Origin of the sequence: Sphingobacterium sp. UBA7631 (genome assembly GCF_002483935.1) — a bacterium.
Lineage (GTDB): Bacteria > Bacteroidota > Bacteroidia > Sphingobacteriales > Sphingobacteriaceae > Sphingobacterium > Sphingobacterium multivorum.
The window spans coordinates 518,525-544,696 of record NZ_DLIX01000002.1 but is presented as its reverse complement, the minus strand read 5'-3'; the positions used below and the strand labels follow the sequence as shown (position 1 = coordinate 544,696).

Annotated in this window: 21 protein-coding genes; 13 read left to right on the top strand and 8 right to left on the bottom strand. The window is 42.2% G+C overall.

Annotated features, from left to right (window positions below):
- Positions 1-5 precede the first annotated feature (5 nt).
- The 3 genes from B3P16_RS02520 to B3P16_RS02510 all read left to right on the top strand — a co-directional run bounded on the left by B3P16_RS02520 (position 6) and on the right by B3P16_RS02510 (position 4,249).
- A complete protein-coding gene (locus B3P16_RS02520) occupies positions 6-1,391 on the top strand; it encodes a RagB/SusD family nutrient uptake outer membrane protein (protein WP_286841238.1) in 1,386 nt (461 codons plus the stop codon).
- A gap of 28 nt (positions 1,392-1,419) precedes the next feature.
- Positions 1,420-2,892: a TlpA disulfide reductase family protein gene (locus tag B3P16_RS02515; protein ID WP_088160614.1), complete on the top strand. Its 1,473-nt coding sequence runs from the start codon at positions 1,420-1,422 to the stop codon at positions 2,890-2,892.
- A 232-nt stretch (positions 2,893-3,124) separates the two neighbouring features.
- Entirely contained in the window at positions 3,125-4,249 is a 1,125-nt protein-coding gene (locus B3P16_RS02510; protein ID WP_286841236.1) for an MBL fold metallo-hydrolase, read from the top strand.
- A gap of 2 nt (positions 4,250-4,251) precedes the next feature.
- Here the strand turns inward: B3P16_RS02510 and B3P16_RS02505 are convergent, their stop codons facing one another.
- From B3P16_RS02505 to B3P16_RS02490, 4 genes are all read right to left on the bottom strand, one after another.
- On the bottom strand, positions 4,252-5,061 hold the full coding sequence (locus B3P16_RS02505; protein ID WP_070567440.1) for a helix-turn-helix domain-containing protein: 810 nt from the start codon (positions 5,059-5,061) through the stop codon (positions 4,252-4,254).
- A gap of 271 nt (positions 5,062-5,332) precedes the next feature.
- Positions 5,333-5,917, bottom strand: a complete 585-nt coding sequence (locus B3P16_RS02500; protein ID WP_182329567.1) for a Crp/Fnr family transcriptional regulator — start codon at positions 5,915-5,917, stop codon at positions 5,333-5,335.
- A gap of 26 nt (positions 5,918-5,943) precedes the next feature.
- On the bottom strand, positions 5,944-6,654 hold the full coding sequence (locus B3P16_RS02495) for a response regulator transcription factor (protein ID WP_286841233.1): 711 nt from the start codon (positions 6,652-6,654) through the stop codon (positions 5,944-5,946).
- Positions 6,641-8,056, bottom strand: coding sequence for a sensor histidine kinase (locus B3P16_RS02490; protein ID WP_286841231.1), 1,416 nt, complete (start codon positions 8,054-8,056; stop codon positions 6,641-6,643). Before B3P16_RS02490 ends, B3P16_RS02495 begins: the two co-directional genes overlap by 14 nt.
- A gap of 130 nt (positions 8,057-8,186) precedes the next feature.
- Here B3P16_RS02490 and B3P16_RS02485 point away from each other — a divergent pair, with 130 nt between their 5' ends.
- The gene (locus tag B3P16_RS02485) at positions 8,187-9,596 is read left to right on the top strand and encodes an alpha-L-fucosidase (RefSeq protein WP_286841229.1); all 1,410 of its coding nucleotides are present in this window, start codon (positions 8,187-8,189) and stop codon (positions 9,594-9,596) included.
- Positions 9,597-9,697: 101 nt separating this feature from the next.
- Here the strand turns inward: B3P16_RS02485 and B3P16_RS02480 are convergent, their stop codons facing one another.
- From B3P16_RS02480 to B3P16_RS02465, 4 genes are all read right to left on the bottom strand, one after another.
- On the bottom strand, positions 9,698-10,153 hold the full coding sequence (locus tag B3P16_RS02480) for a hypothetical protein (RefSeq protein ID WP_286841227.1): 456 nt from the start codon (positions 10,151-10,153) through the stop codon (positions 9,698-9,700).
- Between the two features lie 5 nt (positions 10,154-10,158).
- Positions 10,159-10,416 (bottom strand): Imm32 family immunity protein, encoded by a 258-nt coding sequence (locus B3P16_RS02475; protein WP_286841225.1) that lies wholly within the window; start codon positions 10,414-10,416, stop codon positions 10,159-10,161.
- Between the two features lie 124 nt (positions 10,417-10,540).
- Complete coding sequence (locus tag B3P16_RS02470) at positions 10,541-12,307, bottom strand: RagB/SusD family nutrient uptake outer membrane protein (protein ID WP_070567448.1); 1,767 nt, start codon at positions 12,305-12,307, stop codon at positions 10,541-10,543.
- Positions 12,308-12,319: 12 nt separating this feature from the next.
- Positions 12,320-15,556, bottom strand: coding sequence for a SusC/RagA family TonB-linked outer membrane protein (locus tag B3P16_RS02465; RefSeq protein ID WP_286841224.1), 3,237 nt, complete (start codon positions 15,554-15,556; stop codon positions 12,320-12,322).
- A gap of 584 nt (positions 15,557-16,140) precedes the next feature.
- Here B3P16_RS02465 and B3P16_RS02460 point away from each other — a divergent pair.
- The 9 genes from B3P16_RS02460 (at position 16,141) to B3P16_RS02420 (ending at position 26,163) form a co-directional block, all read left to right on the top strand.
- Positions 16,141-16,776 (top strand): hydrolase, encoded by a 636-nt coding sequence (locus B3P16_RS02460; protein ID WP_153845091.1) that lies wholly within the window; start codon positions 16,141-16,143, stop codon positions 16,774-16,776.
- A gap of 38 nt (positions 16,777-16,814) precedes the next feature.
- Positions 16,815-18,212, top strand: coding sequence for an alginate export family protein (locus tag B3P16_RS02455; protein WP_286841223.1), 1,398 nt, complete (start codon positions 16,815-16,817; stop codon positions 18,210-18,212).
- Between the two features lie 4 nt (positions 18,213-18,216).
- Positions 18,217-18,981, top strand: coding sequence for a M17 family peptidase N-terminal domain-containing protein (locus B3P16_RS02450; RefSeq protein ID WP_286841222.1), 765 nt, complete (start codon positions 18,217-18,219; stop codon positions 18,979-18,981).
- Positions 18,982-18,993: 12 nt separating this feature from the next.
- Entirely contained in the window at positions 18,994-20,877 is a 1,884-nt protein-coding gene (locus B3P16_RS02445; protein ID WP_286841221.1) for an amidohydrolase, read from the top strand.
- 12 nt (positions 20,878-20,889) lie between these two features.
- Positions 20,890-21,324 carry a DoxX family protein gene (locus B3P16_RS02440; protein WP_286841220.1) on the top strand — a complete coding sequence of 145 codons (435 nt, stop codon included), beginning with the start codon at positions 20,890-20,892 and terminating at the stop codon, positions 21,322-21,324.
- A gap of 4 nt (positions 21,325-21,328) precedes the next feature.
- Positions 21,329-21,802 carry a Dps family protein gene (locus B3P16_RS02435; RefSeq protein WP_286841219.1) on the top strand — a complete coding sequence of 158 codons (474 nt, stop codon included), beginning with the start codon at positions 21,329-21,331 and terminating at the stop codon, positions 21,800-21,802.
- A 4-nt stretch (positions 21,803-21,806) separates the two neighbouring features.
- The gene (locus B3P16_RS02430; protein WP_286841218.1) at positions 21,807-22,472 is read left to right on the top strand and encodes a YoaK family protein; all 666 of its coding nucleotides are present in this window, start codon (positions 21,807-21,809) and stop codon (positions 22,470-22,472) included.
- A gap of 81 nt (positions 22,473-22,553) precedes the next feature.
- Positions 22,554-24,776 (top strand): tetratricopeptide repeat-containing sensor histidine kinase, encoded by a 2,223-nt coding sequence (locus B3P16_RS02425; protein WP_286841217.1) that lies wholly within the window; start codon positions 22,554-22,556, stop codon positions 24,774-24,776.
- Between the two features lie 10 nt (positions 24,777-24,786).
- Positions 24,787-26,163 (top strand): sigma-54-dependent transcriptional regulator, encoded by a 1,377-nt coding sequence (locus B3P16_RS02420; protein ID WP_286841216.1) that lies wholly within the window; start codon positions 24,787-24,789, stop codon positions 26,161-26,163.
- Positions 26,164-26,172 lie beyond the last annotated feature (9 nt).

Sequence of the window (26,172 nt, the reverse complement as noted above, 5' to 3'; positions counted from 1 at the left end):
AGATCATGAAATTAAACATCAATAAAAATATACTATTATTAGCAATTACCAGTGGAACTCTTTTGACCAGCTCCTGCGAAAAATTTGTGGAATTGGGCGCTCCACCGACACAAGTTGTAGCTGGCGAAGCATTCTCTACAGATGCTTCTGCAAATAGTGTCATACGCGGATTGTATACCACAACATTAAGCATCAATCTCGCCGGGACTTCAACCTTTTATACAGGAATCGCTGCAGACGACCTTCAATACAATGCGGCTGATGCAAATACCTCGGAATTCGCCAGCAATAACCTGCTGAACACAAATGGGAATGTCGCTAATTTCTGGTCAAATTGCTACCAACTTATCAAGAATGCAAACAATGCGATATCGGGTCTCGAAGCATCCACCAGCCTTACCCCAAGTGTAAAAGATCAGCTCCTGGGCGAAGCGAAATTTTTTAGGGCTTATACCTATTTCTATCTCGTCAACCTCTATGGTGATGTGCCATTGCAATTACGTGATGACCTCCACGCTTTTGAAGATGCAATTCTTCCGCGAACTTCTGCACAGCAAGTATATGATCAGATTATTGCTGATCTAAAAGATGCGGAAAGTAAGATGGCGACGGCCTATGATGCAACGGCAAGCCCGAGAGGAAGAGCTAACAAAACTGCTGCAAGCGCACTATTGGCAAGAGTTTATCTCTACCAAAAGGATTATCAAAATGCCGAATCTTATGCGACCAAAGTATTACAGTCATCTGATTATGGCATGCCGACACCAGATAAAAATTTTGTAAACTCAAGTAATGAGGTTATTCTTCAACTTGGCAATCAAACGGGAGTAACGACATTTGGCTCCAATTATATTACCGCGGCTACAGCTACACCCGGCTACACTCTACCGGACGCTGTGTATAATAGCTTTGAGACATCTCCGACGGTTGACTTAAGAAAAACAAATTGGACAAGTTCAAAAACGGTCTCCAACAAAATCTATTATGCCATAACCAAATATAAAGTATCCTCGGGAACAGGTTCCGAATACCATATTATGCTTCGCTTAGCCGAGCAGTATCTTATTCGCGCGGAAGCGAGGGCTAAACTGGGAAAACTTGCCGAAGCCCGAACAGATGTGGATGCTGTCCGTTCTCGCGCTGGACTTGCAGGACTTAATTCAAGCTTAAACCAAACACAATTACTATCTGCAATAGAAATGGAACGCCTGCACGAATTTTTCGGTGAGTTCGGCCATCGTTGGCTCGACCTCAAGCGGACCGATCGTGCTACCGCTGTATTGTCTCCAATCAAATCAAACTGGCAGGCCACGGATGTCTTGTATCCTATTCCACAAGCCCAGATTTTGATCAACAATAAACTGACACAGAATCCAGGATACGAAGATTAATGAATTTAAAAAATCATACAGACAAAAAATGAAAACAAAAATCTTAACGGCTGCGTTGGTGTTTTCGCTAACAGCATCTTTTGCACAACAACCAGCAAAAAACAAATACCAACAGTATCTGCCCATTATAGAAAAAGGTACGTTGGTACAAAAGGATTCGCTCGCTAATGTATTAATGAGCGAATTAAAGACGTATAAATCGGAAGAAGACTACCGTACTACAATCAACATTTTGCGTTCTTTAGGGAAAGAAGATCTGCAGGCATCTGCAGAAGTACTGGCTAAGAAAAAATATCCAAAAGGATCACTAACCCGTGATGCCTTTATCACAGATGTTTTTTACAATGCAAGTACGCCAGTACAAAAAGAAAAAGCGTATAACGACCTTATCAAAAAATGGCCAGTTAAAAACTTCAAGGAAGAACCACTGACTTATGATTATGTATTGGCTAATTTAGCACAAAGTTTCGCGAACGATGGAAATGCACAAAAAGCAATATATTATCTAGGAGAAATGAAAGAACGATTCTGGCGCGGAAATGGATATATCCCTGTTGGTCAAATCCTCCTGAGGACAGGTGATACGACTACTGCAGCACCACTCTTAAAAACTGCTATGGATGATAGTTATTACTATTTAACCCTTCCAGAGGATCAAAAAGACAATAAGGCTCGGTTTGCGGCCATGGGATATGCAAGCTCCATGTCAGCTTATGTCAATATACTCGTTTCACAGAAAAAATTTACTGAAGCGCTAGGTTATATAGAAAATGCATTAAATGCAGCACCAGAGCAAGCGGATGGTCTAGCGATGGTATACTACAAATCTTTAATGGGCACAGGAAGAAAGCTTGAGGCATATAATATTCTCACCAAGTTATATGCTAAAGGACAATTTGCGGTCGAAAATGATCTTAAGAAATTATATACTGAATTGAATGGATCTGTTCAAGGTTACGAGAATTTTAATGCATCCTTAAAAATAGAGTTAACGCAAAACATTCGCAACCATATCAAAGAAATGGCAACTTTTAAACCTGCACCTAATTTTGAATTACTCAATCTTAAAGGTGAAAAAGTATCCCTAGCCAGTTTAAAGGGAAAAGTTGTGGTATTGGATTTTTGGGCAACTTGGTGTCAGCCATGTATCCGTTCATTTCCAGGAATGAAGGCAGCACAGGACTCTTATGCAGATGATAAGGATGTACAATTCTTATTCATGAATACCTGGGAGCGTGATAAGAACTATAAGGAAAATGTGATATCCTTTATCACCAAGAATAATTATCCTTTTGAAGTGCTCTATGACGATCAAAAAGATCCACAAACCGGAGAAGTTATGGCCGCGAAATTCGGAGTCAAAGGAATTCCAGCAAAATTTATTATTGATAAGGAAGGAAATATACGTTATTTTCTTACGGGATCTACCCCAAATGTAGATTACATTAAATTAGAAATGAAAGAGCTCATCGAAGCCGCTAAAAAACCTTACAAAGGGTAAAAAAAGGGGGCGTCCAAAAAGATCGGACAGCCCCCTTTTTTTTAATATCCAGCCAACTATAATCCAACCAACTCCCGAGCGTAAAAGAAGAATTTTTATGGGCTTTAAGACTTTCTTTATATTGTGGATCGGATGAATCCGCCGAAATGAGCCATACAGCACATAAATTTGAGCTATCAGCAAAAATAGATCTGTCTCAGCAGTCTTATCTTTGTTGCTATACAATATGCAGATGGCAACAAGAAACAACAGGAAGAAGTGGCTTCTATTTTTGAAAAGAACAATCTTAGGACTGGCAGTTCTCATCGCTCTTATCGGACTATATATGATGCATCCACAATTCGGCAAAAGACCCTCGGGTGAAAGACTTCAACGCATACAGCTATCGAAACAGTTTAAAGACGGAAAATTCCAGAATAGCAGCCCTACACCACAGCTCACGCAGCCCTGGACCGTAGCCCTATACGATTATTTTTTTAAGCGCTCGAACGAAACAAGTCCCAAATACACTATACCAACAGTGGATATCGACTGGGAAAAGTTGTTAAGTCAGCCTCATGGGCTTGTTTGGTTTGGTCACTCCTCTTATTTCCTTCGTCTCGATGGTAAGAACATACTCGTCGATCCTGTCCTTAGTGGCAGTGCTTCCCCTATTCCAGGAAGTGTAAAAGCGTTTAAAGGAGCCGATGTCTCTACCGTATCTGCTCTACCGCCGATTGACTATCTATTTATATCACATGACCATTATGATCACATGGATTATAAGACGTTAAAGGCACTACAACCCCGGGTTGGAAAAGTCATTGTTGGCCTTGGTGTTGGCTCCCATCTTGAATATTGGGGATATCGTCCTGAGCAGATCATCGAAAAAGATTGGTGGGACGAAATCAACTTGGATGATGGTTTCAGTGTAACAGTTGCGCCCGCCAGACATTTTTCAGGCCGCAGTATATTTACTGCCAACACATTATGGGCATCCTATGCGCTCCAGACACCTTCCATGCGGCTCTATTTAGGCGGGGACAGCGGCTACGATAACCACTTCAAAGAGATAGGTAATCAATTGGGCCCTTTTGACCTGGCTATATTGGAGAATGGCCAATACGACCTCAGTTGGAAACACATACACATGATGCCGGAGGAGGTTGTCCAAGCGGCACATGATCTCAAAGCTTCCTTACTGTTTCCGGTTCATTCGTCCAAGTTTGTATTGGCCAATCATGCCTGGAATGAACCTCTAGAACGTATTTCCAAGGAAGCAATACGACAACAACAGCCCTTGCTTACCCCCATGATCGGCCAGGTCATTGACCTCGATCAGCCCCCTTTAACACCTAGTTATTGGTGGCGGAAATAATGTTAAGCAACGGAATTGATAGTCGCTGGTGTTATGCCAAACTTCTCCTTGAAAGAAGCATAAAAATGAGAAAGGTTTTCAAAACCCAGATCAAGATAAAAATCTGCAGGTTTTTGTCGCTTATTTTCAATTAGATAATAAGCCTCAGAAAGACGTCTTTCTTGCAGCCATTTTCGGGGAGAGGTCTGGAATATTTTCTCAAAATCACGTTTAAAGCTTGCTAAACTCCGCCCAGTTAGTTTGGCAAAGTTTTCTAAAGGCACATTGTACCGATAGTTTTTAACCATAAACTGCTCGAGATCAATTTTATGCGGCTCCGAAAAGTCAAAAAGCAGGTCTTTTAACTGTGGATAGCTTTCCAACAACAAGGTGATCAATTCATAGATCTTGATATTTTCCATCTGCGGGCTCACTCGGTCGATGGCTTCCGCATAGGGCGTCAATGACTCAAAATAACTTTTTATAAACAGGTTACTTTCCAGTACAACATTGGACTCACCCTGATACTTTTTGTCCGAACTGAGGTGATGGTCCATCGCGTATTGCTTCAGCCGATCAGCCCCCAGCAATACTGAAACAGATTTGTAAATATTATTTTTCGCGGGATATTTAAAAGCTTTGGCCAGTTGGTTTCTACGGGCAACCACAATCTGCCCTTCTGTCGCCACCAATTTTCCTTTCTGATGGTCCAGATGTGTTTCACCAGATAGCTGAAAAAAAACGACATGTTCGGGAATGAACTGTTCGTGCCCAAATGCTTTTTCGACATAACAGGAATACAAAAAGGCATTCCCAAAATCTTTCTCTTCCATGCTCAATACGATTTATTTTAAACGGCTCTGCGATTATGGGTACCGATAGCTAAAATCAGTCCCAGCCTAAAGGTAGCAAATATCTCATACCTTTTGCAAAGTCTAGTTGTCCGAAAGCTCAAAATATAGTTGGTACACAGCTCAAATCAAGCTACCGAAAAACTCAACGCATAAATACATTCACTTTTTGGAAAGCATCCTTCTTTTTTCTAAATCGAATGGCCCATGTCATCACCTACGTGTTTCAAAATGGAGCCATTCGAACTGCTTATTATTTCTTTGCAGCAAGCCGCTTACGTATAATACTGACAAATTCGGGTGAAACCCCCAGGTAGGATGCAATATAGTATTGCGGTACCCTTTGGGAAATAGTCGGGTATAGTTCAATAAATTCGAGATAGCGATCGGCAGCTGGTTTGGCCATTGTATGGATCAGCCTATTTTGCAGAACAGCGAGCCGACGTTGCACCAACATACGAAAAACCCGCTCAAACTTTGGAACAGTCTCTAATAATCTCTCTTTCGTCTCTGGTGTTAACATCAAAAACTCACTGTCTTCTAATGTTTCCATGTATAAACTAGATGGTGTATGATAATGAAATGAAGCAATATCACTAATCCACCAATCTTCGACAGCAAAAGCCAGCGTTACTTCAAAACCATTTTCATCCAGATAATAAATCCGGACACAACCTTTTTGAAGATATCCTTCAAACTGACATACCTCCCCTTCCTCCAATAGCATCGTTTTTTTGGGAACCTTCTTTGCTGTCAATAAACCAGTAAATTGTTCGGTTTCTTCCGCTGTCAAAGTAATGCACTTGGACACATTTTTAAGAATATTTTCGTATAACATAGTATTTCTTTAAATAGATCCGGTCGTTAAACACCTTCATTTTCGTGTAAAATATAACCCGCTCCATAGATACTTTCGATATGAAGTTTGCGATCCATCTGCAGCAATTTACGAAGTCGGGAGATAAAAACCTCCAGGCTTTTACCGTTAAAAAAATCCGTATTACCCCAAAACTGCAGCAGGAGATCTTTTTTATTGACCAATAGATTTTTATGAAGGACCAGATGTCGCAGCAATTCAGCTTCACGGACTGTGAGCTTTTGTATGCTTCCCATCCCATCACGCAGACTATAGCGTTCCATGTTGAGCAACAGACAACCGATAGCAAGTTCGATTTCCGGATTCGTCTGCACTTCGGGCGCATTTGCCACGGTCAATAAATTGCGAATCTTGAGCAATATTTCGTCCATGTCAAAAGGTTTCGCAATGTAATCAACAGCGCCCAGACTAAGTCCTCTGAGTCGCGATGTGCGTTCATGAAGTGCTGTCAAAAAGAAAATAGGTTGCCCAGGATTCAATTGTATCATTTGTTGCGCCAGGTCAAAACCATTACCATCGGGCAACTGCACATCAATAATTAGTAATTTGACGGCACAAGACTGAAAAGCCGCCCAGCCTCCTTGCGCCGTACTTTCCCAGCGTACCCTAAAGCCTTTGTATCGCAAATAACGTGAGAAAACTTCGCCCAAATCAGGTTCGTCTTCAATCAAAAGGATATCAATCTTATCTTTTGCCATTGAATGCCACATTACTCATGTAAATATAAAAAATTGTACCGGAACCAGACTTACCGCCTGCTACTTGGATCGTCCAACCCAGCCTGTCCAAATAAGATTTGACATAGTAAAGCCCCAGTCCTAGTCCAGGTTTATTACCGGATAGTTTCCCTCTATAAAATGCTGTAAATATCGCTTCCTGATCTGCAGTGGCGATCCCAATCCCATTATCCACTATTTTGAGGTTATAATGATGACCTTGCTGCTCCCAGCTAAACTGAATCGTCTTCTTACTATTATCGTTAAATTTTATCGCATTGGATACCAGGTTATCTAAGATTGAAAAATAATAATCTTCATCAAGACTCATCTCCACATCGGCAGCTAAAGGTTCATATTGAATTTCAATTTCACCTCGGTAGCGCAAATGAAGTTCTTTCAATATTTGTTGTGTAAGCCGATCAATAGAAACGGATACAATTGTAGCCTCTTGTTCCTGTAATGCCACAGATCCCATGACCTGTTCAAAATAAGCTTTAAGTCGTTTGGCTTGCCTTTCTACGATGCGCCCAAGTTGTGCCACCTCCTTATCGTCTTTTCCTGTTTCACGATCGATCAAACTATGTGCACTGATCAAAATTGTCGTCAGTGGCGTATTAAATTCATGGCGCATATGATTTAGAAAACTCGTTTTCAGGTCCGCCAATTTACGTTGATTGATCCAATTACGATAGGTTCGATAACTCAATAATACGATCACAACAATACAAGCTAAGGAGAGTAAAAACACGGGCACCATACGTTGGACAAGACGCCAGTCCCTATTTTCATAATCAACATACAGGCTATAGGTAAAACGATAAGGAATAGGATTCTTGTCACTAACAGACAGTTGGAATACCCTATTATTATTTGTTCCGCGCTTGAGTTTGCCACTAATTAGACCTGCATAATCATCGGCTGCTAACGCATAGAAAGTCGTCCAGGCACGGTCTCTTGCATTATATATTTCCAATTTATCAAAATGGAATAGGTAAACAAGTGTCGTATCGAGCCCTTGCTGATGTACGATCCGACGAAAAATACGGTCTAACGACTGTTGCCTCCGCATCTGATCGAGAAAGCCATTCATACAATGGTTACCGTACTGGTCTGCGTCTGCGGACTTATTTATTTTTTTTTCATACCATTTCGGCAAACAGGGTACCAATGTTGTCTGGAATATGGCATCTCCCCCCGGGAATATCTTATCATCCATAATAACAGCTCCATAAGCATTCTGGATCCGGTTGAGCTGTCCAATCTGATAATTCTTGTCTTCAAGCTTATACGTATTGAAGATCAGAAAACCGATCAACCCCGTCAAGATCAAGAAGCTTGTTCCAAATGCCCAAGGATATATATTTTTACCGGTACTCTTCATGGTTTAAAAATAACATCAATTTGTCGAATCAAGATAGCTATTAGGCTTTTATTAGGCTTTCGTTAGGTTTCCATTAGGCTTAAATAACACAACCTTGACCTATCTTTACAACATAACAACTTAGCAAATTATGTCCAAAATTTTACAGCCCCTACTTTACTGCCTATCTTTTCTTTTACTGGGCAACACGTTATTGGCACAATCCGGTTTTTCAAAGAAGGTCCTTGAGCAGAGTCAGCTCGACTTTGTCAATCTTGGATTCGGTATGTTCATCCATTATGGCATGCCAACTTTTATGGAACAAGACTGGTCCGATCCCAATGCCGCACTTGAACTGTTCAAATCTCCGAAGCTCAACGCAGATCAATGGGCTAAAGCTGCCAAATCGGCCAATATGAGCTATGGTTGCCTAACCACCAAGCACCATAGTGGCTTCCCGATCTGGAATACCAAAACAACAGATTATAATGTAATGAACACGCCTTTACATCGTGATGTTGTTAAAGAATTTACGGATGCTTTCCGCAAAAATGGTTTGCGTGTTATGCTTTATTATTCCATTTTGGATATGCATCAGGGCATACGTCCACATACCATTACCAAAGCGCATATCCAATTGATCAAAGATCAGCTGACGGAATTGTTGACCCAATACGGAGAAATCGACGCCTTGGTCATTGATGGATGGGACGCCCCTTGGTCGCGTATTTCGTACGATGATGTTCCTTTCGATGACATCTATTATCTTGTCAAATCACTCCAACCGAAATGTTTGTTGATGGATCTCAATTCGGCAAAATACCCCGGTGATGCGTTGTTTTACACCGATATCAAATCGTACGAACAAGGCGCGGGTCAATTTATCTCCAAGGAGCATAACAAATTGCCGGCAATGGCCTGTCTTCCCTTACAGCAAAATTGGTTCTGGAAAACATCGTTTCCGAACACCCCAGTTAAAAATGTCAATGAATTGGTCGAGAAATTTGTAATTCCGTACAACAACGCGTATTGCAACTTTATGCTCAATGTAGCACCAAATAGTGATGGTCTGATGGATCAAAATGCGCTTGATGCACTGAAGACAATCGGTACATTATACAAAAATAAACCCAGCTACAACTCATTACCAAGTTACCAGGCACCAATAGTCGACCACAATATGGCCAAACAAGTACCTTCATACAGTAGCTGGAGCGAAGATATGAACATTATGGATTTTGCCAACGACGATAACTTTGGTAGTGCCTGGGTCTCCAATCCGGCAGTCAAAGGTGAAGTATGGTATGAATTGGATTTTGAACGTAGTAAAGCTTTCAATAGTGTTGTTATTACCGAAGGAAAAGACAATCCTTCACAGTATAACTTATCCTATCTGAAAGATGGAAAATGGCATCCTATCGCGGTTACAGCGGTACAACAGGGCCGCATCAAGATCTTCCGCTTTGATGAAGTACTGGGACAAAAATTACGCTTCAGCATTAAACCAGAAAAAGGCCATGCGGTCGTAAACGAAATCGGCGTTTACCAAGAAAGACGCTAACACAAAACAAAGAATCAAAAACGTCTTTGCTATTCTCTCCCTATAAAAGTCTATATCCACCGACTTTTATAGGGAGAGATTTGTACCCATGGCCTGTTATCCTATTCTTTCAAAATCGCTTCATTTTTAGTGAATTTCACGCTAAAGCCATGCATCAGAACCCGCGTACGTTTGACCTTTCCTTCTCGTTTTCCAAAAGTCCCCAAAGCCGTCTCTTCTGGTGCGCCGAAATCAAAATCCACATCAATCAACAGGGGATATTTCTTTGTATTAACTAGACCCAAGCGATTGCTCGCTTTAATCCAACGGGTCACATCATCATCCCGGTCAACAAAATAGGTTCCGATTGTTAACCGATAAAATTTATCGTTTCTAGCGAGATCCAAATAAACCCTTTCTTTATCATTATTTAGGCTGTATTTACTTAAATGTTGTTCCAGTATTCTCTCTACGGAATCTGGAAATACATACAAAATTTCCTGCCCAACAGCCATCAACGTCATGCAGTTTAAAAATAAAAAAAGTAGGCTGCTTCTTATGAGGTGATGTATTTTCATGATCTTTATCGTTTTTCAAAAATCATCGGAACAGCGTTCATTTCAAGGGCATTCGTTTCATCCAAATGGAAATGGGCGCCTTTAGGCACCTCATCCTGCGCGAGTATCAAAAGTTGCTTGGCCAATGAAATAAGTCCCTGTTTGTTGGCTCGAATTACAATTTCGTTGGCAACAACTTGAACTGCAATTTCGAATCCAGGTTCCCATGACGCCTGTAGCCCCAACTCTTCGGAATAGGTGGGTAAATTAATTTCTAAGTTCATATATACTGGTTTTGCTCCACCTAAACTTAATTAAAATTACCTAGATCTAGCGTCCATATAATCTAAAGTCCCCATAAAAGAGGCTCCNNGGAGCCTCTTTTATGGGGACTAATAGGTTAAATTCCTATTTACTCCAACCTGGGTTTTGTGTCAGATTTCCGTTCAGCACAATCGCTGCAGACGGAATTGGGTAAAGGTATTGCTTGTTGTTGTCATCCCAAGTACGCTTCACAGCTTTAAACCATTCCAGGTGATTGTCCGAAGTCATTGTCTGGAAATTGGTACTTTTACCCCCTATAGCCACCTTGGCTACTCCTGCAGGAACAGTTATCGAAGGAGCTGATTTACTTCCATCATAGAACACGACATCTGGAGTTCCATTGTGGTCGATATCAATCAGCTTATCTAAAGCAGGGATATAAATTCCCGTCCAAGGCAAATTTGCCATAAGCGGTCCAAGTTTCCATCGCTTCAAATCATTGAAACGGAAACCCTCCAGAGCTAATTCCACCTGTCTTTCCCGACGTATTTCTAAAAGCACGGGGCTATTGACTTCGGGGAAGAAGGTATTTTTCAAGTAGGTATCCACTTTGGTTGGCAGTGTATTCGTTCCACTTGTTATTCCTGCCCTTGAACGTAATGCTCCAATAGTTTTCGACCAATCCGCATCATTGAACGTACCTAGTTCCTGTTTCGCTTCAGCATAATTTAATAGTATTTCAGCATAACGCATTAAAGGAACTGCATTAGTATTGTAACCGCCATTGTCGTAATAGGGATCGTCTAAAGTATACTTGATCGGTTGATACCCCGTATAAGTAAAACTTGCAAAATTTGGGGGAGCAGGCTGTCCATTACGGGAATATCCTGGCGTCCGGATCAACTGCGCCAAGCGCAAGTCGCGATTTTGACACTCCTCATAGAATTCCTCAGTCTGAAAGTTCGGTCTATCCGTATAAGGAGTACCGTCAACATTCAAAAAACTATTGATAAAAGGCCTTACCAAACTTAAACGTGGACCATAGGTTGCAGATGTCCACCACCAGTTGGCGTCGTTCAAAAGCGCAAGATCTTTACTGAAAGTTACGGCCAACATAACCTCTTTTGTCACTGGAGTATTACTGGTAAACAACTGTCGCTGTGATGTTTTAGGGTCTGCGGAGATATTAAGCCCATAAGGACCATTTTCCATTAAAATCTTGCCAGCGTCTACCGCCATCTGGAAAAATACTTCCGGCTGTGTAGCCAAATTGAGCTTTTGGTATTTACGAAATGTTCCTTCGAACAGCGCGATTCGGGTCTTCAAACCCAGTGCTGTCCATTTATTAACCGTACTACCGTCGCCCGCCGTATTTGTGATATTGGCGTAGGCAAAGTCCAGATCTTCCATGATGTGTTTCATGACCACTTCGCGCGAATCCCGTGGTGCTTTAAGAATATCCGTCTCATCAACCGCCAAAGGGTGATCTACCCAAGGCACATCGCCAAAACGAACTACTTTCTCATAATAGAACCAAGCTCTGAAAAAGCGGGCTAAGCCGATATAATTATTTTTGATGGCATCGCTCAATTTGGGACTATTACATTTAGCTATCAATTGGTTGATATTACGCAGGGTAGTCCAGGACCACCCCGAACTGATCTCAGCACTGTAAGCGCCGCCGACCATAAAATCATTGAGGCTATTTACGGCCGAATAGTCAGCCATAGCGTCACCTTTATAAGCGTCACTACCAGAGGTAATATTCCGATAGAATGAGTTGCTGTAATTTTTTAATCCACTTTCGCTCCCGAAGATATCCTCCTCGGTGGCACCTGCCTTCGGCAGCTCGTTTAGTTCACAGGAGGAGAACAAAAGCGCAACAATAGGTATATAAAATAATTTTTTCATGATATTAAAAAACTATAAGCCAATAGATAAATTAAAACTAACACTCTTCATAATTGGATAGTTAAATCCGTCGCCAGAACCCGTTCCGATCTCGGGATCAGATTTGCCCAGATTACCGACATCGAGATCCTTCGTTTTTTTGTAAAGAGGCGACCAGGTCCATAAGTTTTCGCCCGAGAGTCCAGCCCGAAGACTACTGATTTTTAACCTGTTGGTTACAGATTTAGGAAAACTATATCCGATCTGTATATTTTTCATCCGTATATAGGCAACGTTCTGAAGATATCTTGTCTGTGGCGTTGTTTTGATAGATTCATTGTACCCAGCATAACGAGGAAAATAACCGTTTGGATTGTCTTCAGTCCAATAATTGTTGAGGTGCCATTCCGGCAAGTTGTTGTAAGGTCGATTGTATTGTCCCCAAAAAATAGATTCATTGCTCGGGTACCAATTCTGCTTACCCACACCCTGGAAGAAAGACGAGAAATAAATACCTTGCCAATCCAGATTAAGGTTAAAACTGTAGATATATCGTGGATCGGCATTACCGATTACAGTTCTGTCACCATGGCTATAAATCGTATTATTTCCATAATCGATTACACCATCTCCATTTAGATCCGCAAAACGTACGTCACCTGGATATATTGTACCATTGTTTGACGATTTGATCAATTTTTGTTTTGCGGCACCATCAATCTCCGCCTGATTCTGAAATAAACCCTGCGTTACATAGCCCCATATTTCGCCGATTCGCTGACCTTCATAATACGATCCATCTTTGATTAAACCCTCCTTATTTTCGTAACGGTCTATATTGGATCTATAATCAGCCAAAGTACCCCTTACGGACCAATTGAAAGGACTACCGTTCAGATCGAATCTATCCTTATAAGTCAGGCTCACTTCAAAACCTTTTGTGGTCATGTCAGCATAGTTTCCTTTCGGCGACTCCGCACCAAAGATGTCAGGCAAAGCTACACCTAAGGTATACATATTTAAGGTCTTGCGTTGATAGATATCGCCCGTAAAAGTCAGTCTTCCATTTAAAGACGATAGATCAAGACCTAAGTTTGCCGTGCGCGCTGTTTCCCAAGTTAAGTTATCCGGGATCACCTTAGGCACCGAGGTATATGCCGGCTTCTGTCCGTTCAATACCCGATCCATAATCTTGATCTCGTAAATATCCAAATAGGAATACGGATCGACATTACCATTACCCAATGAACCATAGGACGCTCTTAACTTCAGATCAGAAAGTGCTCTTTTGTCCACCTGGAAGAATGGCTCTTCAGAAATACGCCAGCCCACGGATGCGGAAGGGAATAATCCCCATCGTTGGTTTGTCGGAAATTTGGACGAACCATCGTAGCGGCCATTGAATTCAAAAAGGTAACGGTCCTTGAAAATATAATTGGCACGCATAAATACCCCGACATTACGGTACTTGTTATATCCCGCTGTCGCTGTGGTATTCTGTCCTACTGCCAGATTGATATTTTCAACATCATCATTAAGTAGACCTGTTTTGGTAATATAGGTTGAATTGTAGGTACGCTGCTCATAATTGTATCCGAGCAAACCTTTAAAATAATGATCGCCTATTGTGCGTTCATATTCACTGTAGAGATTTCCAAACAAGTAACGGTAGCGTTGGTCTACTTGATAAATATTGTCGTTCATACTTGTTTCCAACCGCAACATTTTTCCCTCCTGTGTGCTATACGGAACAGGCACACGGACTCTTACCGAATTAAAATCGCGATTTCTAAAAGTCAGATCCCCTTTAACGCGGAACGTATTGTTGAAAAACTTAGTCTCGAAAGAAGTTGTATTGCGGAGATCCTGATTAGCCGTATTCGTACCATTCTTACCATAGATAAAATCCCCTACTGTATAGGCTGCAGAGAAGCTCATAGATCCATCAGGGTTAAAGATCGGCGAAGAAGGGTGTCCCTCATCGGCAATATTGCGCCAGATATTTCCACCTTCACCAGCAGTCGATGGGTCTCTATATTTGGCATAATTAAAATCGATGTTATTGCTTATCCGTAACCAGTCGGTGACCTGAAGTCCCGCTTTTGCACGGGTATTATAGGTCTTATATTTATCACTGTTGTAGCGGTACAGGCCATTGTAGTCGTAAGCACGTCCAGAAATATAGTAATCCATTTTTTCTGAATTACCACTGATGGACAGGTTGTGATCCTGGACAAACGTATTATCCTTGATCAATGTACCGTAATAATCTTCATTACCGTAGTATACATAATTACCCTGATCGTCGACAGTGACCTGTTCGGTAATGCCCTGTTCTTTTCTTCTCTTAAATTCTTCCAGCCAATCTGTTGTAAAGATCTGTGTCTTGTTGAGCTTGCTCGGAATCGAAGAATAATTGTTCCAGGCATTATAGGCTGTAAAGAAATGCGAAGCATATTCGTAACCATCTGTCACGAATTTGGGCAACGTTACAGGTTTTTGAAAAGAGCCACTTCCTGAATAGTTGATTGAAGTTTTTCCGGACTTGGCACGTTTCGTTGTGACCAAAACTACCCCGAAGGTACCGCGGGAGCCGTAAATCGCAGATGAAGCCGCATCTTTGAGTGTAGTTACACTTTCAATATCATTGGGATTGATCGCCGAAAGGTCACCCTCGACACCATCGATAAGCACAAGTGCACTTCCACCCTGACCAATGGAAGTTGTCCCACGGATATTGAAACTTGGTGCCCGATTGGGCTTACCATCTGCAGGAGTTACATTCAAGTTAGGAATTACACCTTGGAGCATCTGGCTTGCATTACCCAGTACGCGTCCCTCAAAAGCTTCAGATCCCACTTGGTCTACTGCACCGGTAAGATTCACTTTTTTCTGCGTACCATAACCGACCACCACAACTTCCTCCAGTTCGGTATCTTTGGATTCCATGATGATATCGATCTGGCCTGCCGTCACGCTGACGATCTTTTCACTGTAGCCTATCCCTGTCAATTTGAGTCTTTGCCCTATAGTGGCTTCAATCGTGAACTGACCCGCTACATTCGTTGAGGTTGTTTTTTGGCTGGTTAAATTGGCAATGGTAATTCCGGACAAGGTTGTTCCATTTTTGTCTTTTACCACCCCTTTCACGGTAGATTGAATTGCAACACTGTGCACCTCTTGATTCAATTTGACATAATCACGCTCTACATTAGCCCAAGTGGGGTATGAGAGACCCAATGCCATACTGATTAGTAATGTTTTTTGCATTTTTAGTCTGGTTTAGAATTTTGCATCAAATTTGATGCTTTGACTTGGTTTATAATTTACCGTAATGTTAACAAATATTTAATTAATATCAACAACATTACTACTTAACCAGGTTTAGGACGCCATTAAATAATCAAAATTTATCTTTTAGATAACATAAATCATAAAAACAAGCCTTGAGACATCTAAAAGTTAATCTATTCAATTCAAAAACCTAAAGTCCCATTTTTCATAATCCAGAAATACGCTAATTGACCGCGAAGAGATTCCGCAAGATCCATAGTTTAGTACATTTTTTCTTTCCCTGTTTTTCTTGAACTAGTTCAATGAACAGCAAAATTAGCCCGCCTAAATTTGGGTATACAACAAATGCTTTGAGTATCTCTAAAGGATAACAGCAACTCCCAAGCGGTGAATAGATCATTTGACTTATCAGATTATTTTAATACGAAAAACAAATTGACGATATATCGTCAATTTTAAAAACAAACAAAACACCATAGAAAACTAAAAATCAAAACAATAAGAAAAAAGGTAAAAGATTTGAATCTCAACAAATATCAAACAACAAAAAATACATATTTATGAAACCATCACTAGAACTATTGTCACCAAGCAACCATGCATTGGTATTGATCGACTTCGAAGGCCAAATGGCATTTGCCACAAAAAGCATTACTATGGAAGAACTCCGTAATAATGTCGCCGTAATCTGCGGTGCTTCCAAGATTTTCAATGTGCCGACCATCGTAACCACAGTCGCGGAAGAAAGCTTTTCAGGTCCTGTTTTTCCGGAAATTGAGACATATTATCCACAAGCCAGTACAGATTATATCGACCGAACCAGTATGAATACCTGGGAAGATGAGGCCGCTTACCGAGCCATAACAGGCACAGGTAAGAAAAAATTGGTGCTGGCCGGTCTATGGACAGGTGTATGTATTGTTGGGCCAGCCTTATCTGCACTAGCGGAGGGATATGAAGTTTATGTCATTGCCGATGCCTGTGGTGATGTAAGTCAAGAGGCACATGAGCGTGCTATGCAACGAATGATTCATATGGGTGTAAAACCGATTACTGCTGTACAATACCTTCTGGAATTACAACGCGACTGGGCCCGTCAGGAAACCTATGTAGCTGTAACGGACCTCATGAAAAAACATGGTGGCAGCTATGGCTTAGGGATTCATTACGCCCACAATATGCTAAAACACGGTTAATTCAATTGTAAAAAAATACTCATTCAAAATCGTACCTCGTGCAACAGCAACAGACCATATTCAATTACATCCGTCAAGCGGTGGTCGTATTGTCGATACTCAGCCTATTTCCGCATTTTTCCAAGGGTCAAACCTACAAATTAATGCGTTTCGAGGAAGATTACAGCGCTCTCGCAGACAGTACACGTCATGGTTATCAAAAGCTCAAATATAGCCCTTTAACTGCTGACGGAAAATTATGGCTTTCGATGGGTGGCGAGGCACGGTTGGAATATGTCGATTTTAACAATGAGGACTGGGGACGCGTAAAACTTGGGCATAACAACTTTCTACTGCAACGCTATAGCCTTCACGCCGATCTACATTTCGGGACGCGTCTCCGTCTTTTCACTCAGCTTCGCTCAGCCCTGCAGCATGGCCGCAAAAATGGTTCACGCCAGATCGATGAAGACCAACTGAATGTACAGAACCTATTTATAGATGGAACGCTGTTCAAACAAAATGATAAATCAGTATTGATTCGCCTTGGCAGGCAGGAGCTTGACTATGGCTCCGGCCGCTTAATCTCCGTAGGTGAAGGCCCAAATGCCAGAAGATATTTCACTGGAGCAAAACTAGCTTACAACAGCAGCAAAGTGAATGTTGAAGCATTTGCCATGATGGCAGATACCATTAGACCGGGCATATTTGACAACAAACCATCCAAACAGGTCAACCTGTGGGGAGCTTACGGTAAATTTATTATTCCTCAACAGGCCAATCTCGACTTATATTACATCGGCATCTATCGCGACCGTTCGGCTTTTGAGGAGGGTATAGCACAAGAAACCCGCCATACTGTTGGAACCCGGATCTGGAAATATGGCGGTGGATTTATTTACAACCTTGAAGGGGCTTATCAATTTGGATCTTTTGGCCACGGTAAGATATCAGCATGGACTGCTTCCGTCGATATCGGCTACCTCTTTGAAAATACGGTACTCAAACCATCCATCAATCTACGTAACGACTATATTTCAGGGGACAAAAAGGCTGGAGATGGCAATCTGCAAACTTTCAACCCCATTTACCCCAAAGGCGGATACTTCGGTTTTAGTCCGCAGATCGGTCCTGTCAACTTGATTGACATTCACCCTTATGCCACGCTAGACCTTCTTCCTAAACTCAAGATGCAGGTTGACGTGGTTTTCAACTGGCGACATACGCTAAAAGACGGTTTATACAGACCAAGCGGATCTTTTAACCTGCCGGGATCTGCTTCGCGTAAACGCTATATCGGCGCGGCTTATCTAGCCAACTTTACCTACGCCGCCAGTAAGCAACTGTCGCTGGTAACAGGTATTCAATATTTCAAAACCGGCGCTTTCATTGAAGACATCATTAGTACACCAAAAAATGGAATTTTCTTCAATAGCAGGATCGCCTTTAAATTCTAAAATCATGAAAATAACAAAGAGACCCTTTCAAAAGAAAACATGTCAATGGGCACTAATCACGTTACTTGGCACCCTGGCGGTCACTCCGATACAATCCTATGCACAAGTAACAGCGGCAGCTCCTATTAAAACTACAGCAATAGGCACAAGTACCATCTGGGGAAATGTCGATGGACTTGCTATTGAAGGCCTCGTTCAAGGTCCTTCGGCTGCTGCAAGTGATCTACAAGTTGCCTGTGTATTTGAATACACCGAAGGTGATATCTTCGTATCTCCGCCCGCTTTACCTCCCGCATTGAATGGACTTGTCCATTTGGATGAAGCTTTACATGGTACGTTAACTGAAATACGTAAAACAGGAAAATTTAAGGGGCATGCACTCGAAACCATCCTCTTAGCTCCAAGCCAAAAGGGTACACTCGGAAGTAAAAAACTGTTGTTGATTGGGCTTGGCAAACGGGAGGACTTCCATGCTGAACTGATGAAGGATGTAGCCCATGTTGCCATGCGCGAAGCGCTTCGATTAGGCGTCAAAGATTTTAGTTTTGCGAGTGATCTCAAAGATGCAGGTGTAGATTCGCCGACTGCTCTGGTCGCAGAGAATGTTGTTCTCGGTTGTATCGATGCCTTCAGAACCCAAAAATGGTTGCGCGAAAAAAACTTGGATCAGCAACCGGTATTGAACAAGGTCACGTTATTAGCCGGACCAGCTTTCTTCGAAACAGCAGGCGAAGGCATTAAAAATGCGATTGCTTCCTTAAACAATTAAACAAACTAGATTATGAAAGCAGACCTTATTCTATATAACGGAAAGATAACCCATTTTGGCCAAAACCAGGAAGCTGTTACCGCTGTAGCGATCCAAGATGGTAAATTTGTTGCCATCGGTTCAGACAGCGATGTCCTTAAGCTTGCCAGCACACAGACAAAATTGATTGACCTAGGCGGTCGACGTGTTGTACCAGGCATTAACGATTCGCATATCCACCTGATCCGTGGCGGACTCAATTATAATCTTGAATTGCGCTGGGATGGTGTTCCATCATTGGCCGATGCACTACGTATGCTCAAAGAGCAAGTTGACCGTACGCCACATCCCCAATGGGTTCGCGTAGTGGGCGGTTGGTCCGAGTTTCAATTTGCAGAACGTCGCATGCCAACTTTGGCTGAGATCAATGCCATAGCAACTGATACCCCAGTTTTTATCCTTCATCTCTATGACCGCGCACTGCTAAATGCTGCTGCATTACGTGCCGTAGGTTATACCAAAGACACACCTGCCCCTCCAGGAGGAACCATTGAACACGATAGCCATGGTAATCCAACAGGATTGCTGATTGCATCGCCCAATGCCATGATCTTATATTCAACCCTAGCAAAAGGCCCAACTTTACCTTACGAAGAGCAGATCAATTCGACCCGCCATTTCATGAAGGAATTGAATCGCTTTGGGATTACCAGTGTCATCGATGCCGGTGGAGGCTTTCAAAACTACCCCGATGACTACCAAGTCATCAGCGACTTACATCGTGAAGACCAGCTTACAGTACGTATCGCCTACAACCTCTTCACACAAAAGCCCAAGCACGAATACGAAGATTTCCAGCAATGGATAGACAGCGTGCCACTCCGTCAAGGAGACGATATGTATCGCCACAACGGCGCTGGCGAAATGCTTGTTTTTTCGGCAGCAGATTTTGAGGATTTTCTCCAACCAAGGCCCGATCTCGGTGAAAATATGGAAGCCGAACTCGAAAAAGTTGTTCGTTTACTCGTGAGTAATCGATGGCCATTCAGATTACATGCCACATACAACGAAAGTATCAGCCGCTTTTTGGACGTATTCGAGAAAGTCAATCGCGACATTCCGTTTGATGGACTGGCCTGGATTTTCGACCATGCCGAAACAATCGACGAGCGTAATATCGAACGCACCAAAGCGCTAGGTGGTGGTATTGCCATCCAAAGCCGCATGGCCTATCAGGGTGAATATTTTGCAGATCGATATGGCATTACTGCGGCCGAACAAACACCTCCTGTCAAAAAAATGCTGGCCATGGAAATTCCTGTAGGAGGTGGTTCCGATGCAACACGCGTGAGTAGCTACAACCCCTGGGTGTCCATGTACTGGCTTACCGCAGGAAAAACTGTGGGTGGACTCCAAATATACCAAGATAGCAAGCTTGACCGCATGACAGCGCTACAGCTCTATACCAAAGGCAGTGCCTGGTTTTCACAAGAACAACAAAAAAAGGGAGATATTGCTGTGGGAATGCTAGCTGATTTAACGGTACTTAACAATGACTATTTTACGGTAGAAGATGAAGCTATTAAGGAGATCGAATCCGAACTTACTGTCGTAGCGGGCAAAATTGTCTATGCGGAAGGTGATTTCAGTCGCTTCTCTCCCCCACCGATCCCCATTCTACCCGATTGGTCACCTACAAAAAGCTACGGCGGTTATTACAGTGTTTCGAAAACAGCTCAAAAAAACAGTTCAACTACATCAACAGCTCAAAGCAGCATTGTAAATTCCATCCACCTTTGTAGCGGCAGCTGTCAGGTACATGCACACGATCACAATCAAGCCCGAATGAGCAATATCGCGCTAAACAATTACGCTGCATTCTGGGGAGCGTTAGGCTGTTCATGTTTTGCATTTTAAGACACTGAAAAGATGGAAATACTTCAAAAACTTTTTTACACAGATCTGGGAAATGCAGTCAACAATGGAGCTATATTGATCTTTCGGATCTTGTTAGCCTGGGAGTTGCTCACTGTTCACGGCCTCAAAAAAATACAAAAAGGCCCACAGGCTGAACCTGAACATATCCCGAATCCTTTGCAACTGCCAGAAAAACTCAACGCCGCGGTGGCCCAGTTTGCGGACACCATTGTACCTTTTTTTATTGCACTTGGCTTATTCGGAAGGTTGGCGCTATTACCGACAATAGGAGTTACGGCAGTTGGCTATTTCGTCGTCCATCGCCACGATTCGCGCGAAGTGCGCGATATTCCGTTTATGTACACGCTATGCCTTTTGCTCCTCTTGCTCACTGGCCCAGGAACTTATTCAATGGATCATTACATTTATCAACTACTCACAAAATAAACATATGAAACCTCATATCGGAATACATGACAATAACCTAGCTGAATCGGCACACATTCTTTCTAAGCTGTTAGCCGATGAATACCTGCTTTATACGAAAACAAGAAATGCACATTGGAACATCGAGGGAGCCGATTTTTATAACAAGCATCTCTTTTTCGAAGCGCAGTATAACGAACTCGACGAGCTGATTGACAGTCTTGCTGAACGCATCCGTACGCTAGGACACTATGCCCCTGCCAGCTTAAATCAGTTTCTGGCGCTGACGCAGTTAACCGAACAGAAAAGGTCAGGCAATGATAGTGCTGCCTATATCAAAGAATTATTAATGGACCACGAAAGCATTATTGTTTCATTGCGCGAAAACATCGACCATTTTGCCATAGCACTGAAGGACATTGGAACAAGCGACTACGCAACAGGACTTCTGGAAACCCACGAAAAAATGGCTTGGATGCTACGTGCGCATTTATCATAAAACCATGGAAAATCAAAACAAAGCACATCTAACGACACTTGTTCTCACCCTTGTTGGGGGCTATTGTGACACTGTTACCTTTGTCGCAGCTGACAAAATATTCTCGGCCCATGTGACCGGCAACTTTATCGTCTTCGCCTATCAGCTTATCAATGGCGGAGATATCACGGCCTGGATCAAATTGGCAACCTTCCCTGTATTTGTCACCGCAGTGATGGCAGGCGGATGGCTTACCTCACTCTCCCATAAGAAAAATACCGTCCTCTTTGTCGAAGCCCTATTACTTGTCATCGCAGGTCTACTGGCTATTGTTCTTCCGGTAGAAGCCTCCAAAACCGTGATGTATAGCCTGGTTATGCTCGTCGTATTCGCTTTGGGCATGCAAAATGCATTCGGAAAACTATTTGCAAAAGCAACTCACGGACCAACAACCATGATGACGGGAAATGTGACCCAAGCATCACTAGACCTCTGTGTACTTATCGCCAATAAATTTAAAAATCCAGACACCAACGTCAGCTTTGGGAATCAGCTGATCACCTTATCCGGTTTTTTCATCGGATGTTTGGCAGGAGCCTATTTTGGTAAACAACTTGGATTAACTTCTATTATATTTGCAGGGATAGCGATGCTCGTCTGTTATTTCCTTTCGAAAGACAAGGATCAATAATTCGGATAAAAGCATAAAGCAAATAGAGCAAGCTACCGGTAGAAAGATAGCTTGCTCTATCTTATAACGTAAGTCACCTTAATGAGAATCTATCTAATACTTAGCTTTTTTATCCTTTCGATCTTTAATACATTCGGTCAGGACAACACGACTATTCATCGTCTGCTAGACAGCATATCGCATGAAAAGGATCCCGGACAGAAAGCTCGTATGCTTTATGATGCCGCTAAATGTTACCTGGAAAAACCAGGTGAATCAAAAAAAGACCTAGACAGTGCCTTATGGCTTAATAGGACATCCCAAAAACTGCACCTCTCGGCCAATCTGAAAACCGAAGCCGCGCTAAATATGCTTCTGGATGCCCGTATACAGGAGGAAATGGGTAAACCTGACCTTGCAAAAAGCCAGAAAAAGGCTAGTTTACTTTTTGCGAACACCCATCAGCTTGCTAAAGCCTCGGCCATGATTTACCTGTCTATGGCTAACGACATCAAAGATGTAGACTTTCATCAAAAGACCAGCTTATTCCAGCAAGCGTTAGAACAAGCCAAAAAGACAAGTGATAAATCACTTGAGCCCAAAATCCTGATGGAACAATCCAGCTTCCTTTCCAATTATGGGGACTATAAAGGCGCCATAGAAACGGCTCATCGTGCCGCCGTATTAAAAAAACAGACCGGCGATAAAAATATCAGCCAGGAGCTTGTGTCCGTTGCCGGTAATCTCCGCATGCTCCTGCGCCTCAAAGAAGCTTTAAAATATGCGCTCGAAGCTCGTCGGGTAGTGGAAAACGAAAACACAACGACAACCAAAGATGATTTAGCTGCCGTGTACAATATTGTGGGATTGATCTATTATGATCTCAAATCCAACAAAGAGGCTTTGGAAAATTACCAAAAGGCATTTGAAATCGCCAAAAGTAAAGGTGACAGATATGGCATCCATACCATCACACTCAACCTGGCAACGATCCTATCCCGTCTCGATCGCGTTTCAGATGCATTGGATCTGCTGAACAATGTCACCAAGGATTACGCTTCCGATATTTATACCATACGATATGCCTATCTGTATACCATGCTGTACACAAGAAATAAGGATACGAAAAAAGCTTATCCCTATTATCAGGAACTCTTAAGATATTACAAGGCTGGAAATATCACAGGACAGGAAAGGCATATCATGATGGTTGGCATAGCAAGTTATCTTTTTGCTGATGGACAGATCAAACAGATGTATCCCTACCTCGCGGAGATAGAAAGATCATTGACCAAAGAAAGCAGTCTGCTTCGTCTATCCGAATTGCGTAAACTCTATTACCTTGCCGATTCGGCCCGCGGTGATTTTAAATCCGCTTTCGCAAACTTTGCGGCTTTCAAAAGTATCAGCGATTCCATCAACAGTGTAGAGCGGGCAAAGGAGCTTACGGCCTTACAATTAGATTATGATACCGAAAAAAAAGACCATGATATCGTCCTCCTCAAGCAAAAAGGTCAGCTGCAAAAATCACTGCTTGAACGGGAGGCTATTATACGAAACGTGTTCATAGGCAGCTTTGTCGTACTGTTGATCTTCGCAGGCTTTTTGTATATCCAAAATGCCATTAAAAAAAGAAGTAATGCAAAACTAACGCTTAAACAGGAAGAAATCAATACCCAGAATGAAAAGCTAAAACAGCTGATCGCTGAAAAAGAATGGCTACTAAAAGAAATTCACCATCGCGTCAAAAACAACATGCAGATTATTATCAGTCTGCTCAATACACAATCGGCTTATCTTGAAAACGAAGATGCCATCAACGCAATTCAAAATAGTCAAAATCGGATGCATGCGATGTCTCTGATCCATCAAAAGCTGTATCAGACCGACAACCTCTCGCGCATTGACATGAAATGGTATATCCAGGAACTGACCGAATACCTCAAAGATAGCTTTCAATCCGAAAAATCAGTTAAATTTGAGATTCAGGTAGATCCGATTACACTTGATGTTGCACAGGCGGTCCCAGTTGGGCTTATTCTCAATGAAGCAATCAATAATGCAATCAAACATGCTTTTGCTCAAAGGGAGGGAACCGTTTTTATCAGCTTCAGGCGAATCAGAGCAACACCTTACGATCTCTTGCTTAGCATTGCCGACAATGGTATCGGAATACAGAAAGATCTTAGCAATAGTGATAGTGACTCTTTCGGCATGAATCTCATGCAAGGGCTAACTTCCCAGCTTGACGGGGAATTTAAACTGACATCTGACCAAGGTGTTTTCATTACTATTCAATTTTCACAGAAAGAAGGCGAAATTTAAGACGAATTTTATGCAAAAAGGAAACAAGATCTTAATCGTAGAAGATGAATTTATCGTCGCTAATGATCTCAGGATGATCCTCAAAAAAAACGGTTATGAGGTCGTTGGTATAGCGTCTTCTGTATCGCAGGCCAAGACAATTATCGCGACAACAAAACCGAATTGGGTACTACTCGATATCCTATTAAAGGGAAGTGAAACAGGTATCGACCTCGCTATTGAATTGAACAAGCTAGAGCTACCATTCCTATTTATATCGGCCAATACCAACCAAGGCATTTTAGAAGCGGTGAAAGAGACAAGGCCTTATGGTTTTTTGACAAAACCATTTCGCGAAAAGGATCTTTTCATTATGCTCGATATTGCCAATGAAAGGCTCAATTCAGAAAACAAAGCAGAGGATCCAAAAATTAAGTCCATTGAAAACAGAAGCTTAAAAGATCAGCTCATCGGTACAAGCCCAGCTCTTAATGAGGTACTTTCACAGGTCGAATTGGTTGCTCCTACAGACACCTCCGTCCTGCTGCTCGGCGAAAGCGGCACAGGTAAAGAAAAAATTGCGCAGTCATTACATCAGCTATCGTTGCGCAAGCAGCAGCCTTTGGTTGTAGTCAATTGTGCTGCCATACCATTATCCCTTATGGAGTCTGAATTATTTGGTCATGAAAAAGGAGCCTTTACAGGGGCGCAAAATAGAAGAATTGGTAAATTTGAACTTGCCGACGGGGGAACTATCTTTTTGGACGAAATTGGTGAACTACCGTTAGAAGCGCAGACCAAATTACTGCGTGTGCTTCAGGAACAAGAAATCGACCGTGTAGGTGGAGAGCTGCCGGTCAAGATCAATGTACGTATTATCGCCGCGACTAACCGCAACCTGGAACAGGAGGTCGCCCTAGGCCACTTTAGACTGGACCTATATTATCGGCTCAACATCTTCCCAATTGCCATTCCCCCACTTCGAGAGCGATCTGGGGATATTGAGGTGCTAGCCAATTATTTTCTAGCCTTTTACGCCACTAAACTCAAGAAAAACGTCACGGCTTTTTCTGCCCATGCACTTGCCAATATGCAAGCTTATCCATGGCCGGGCAATATTCGGGAGATGCAGCATCTTATTGAAAGAACTGTACTGCTTGCAAAAGAGCCCATCATCAACGACATGGTATTTACTGAACACCTGGAAAGTAAAATCAAAATTTCAGATTTCTCATCTCAAAAATTAGCCTCCCTTGAAGAAATGGAACGAGAACATATTTTGCGTGTACTTGAATCATGTAAGGGCAAAATTTCCGGCCCAGGCGGCGCAACAGAAATCTTACAGATCAGTTCATCCAGTCTATATAACAAAATGAAAAAATTCGGAATTAAATCCGACTTTTATTGATAACAAGAT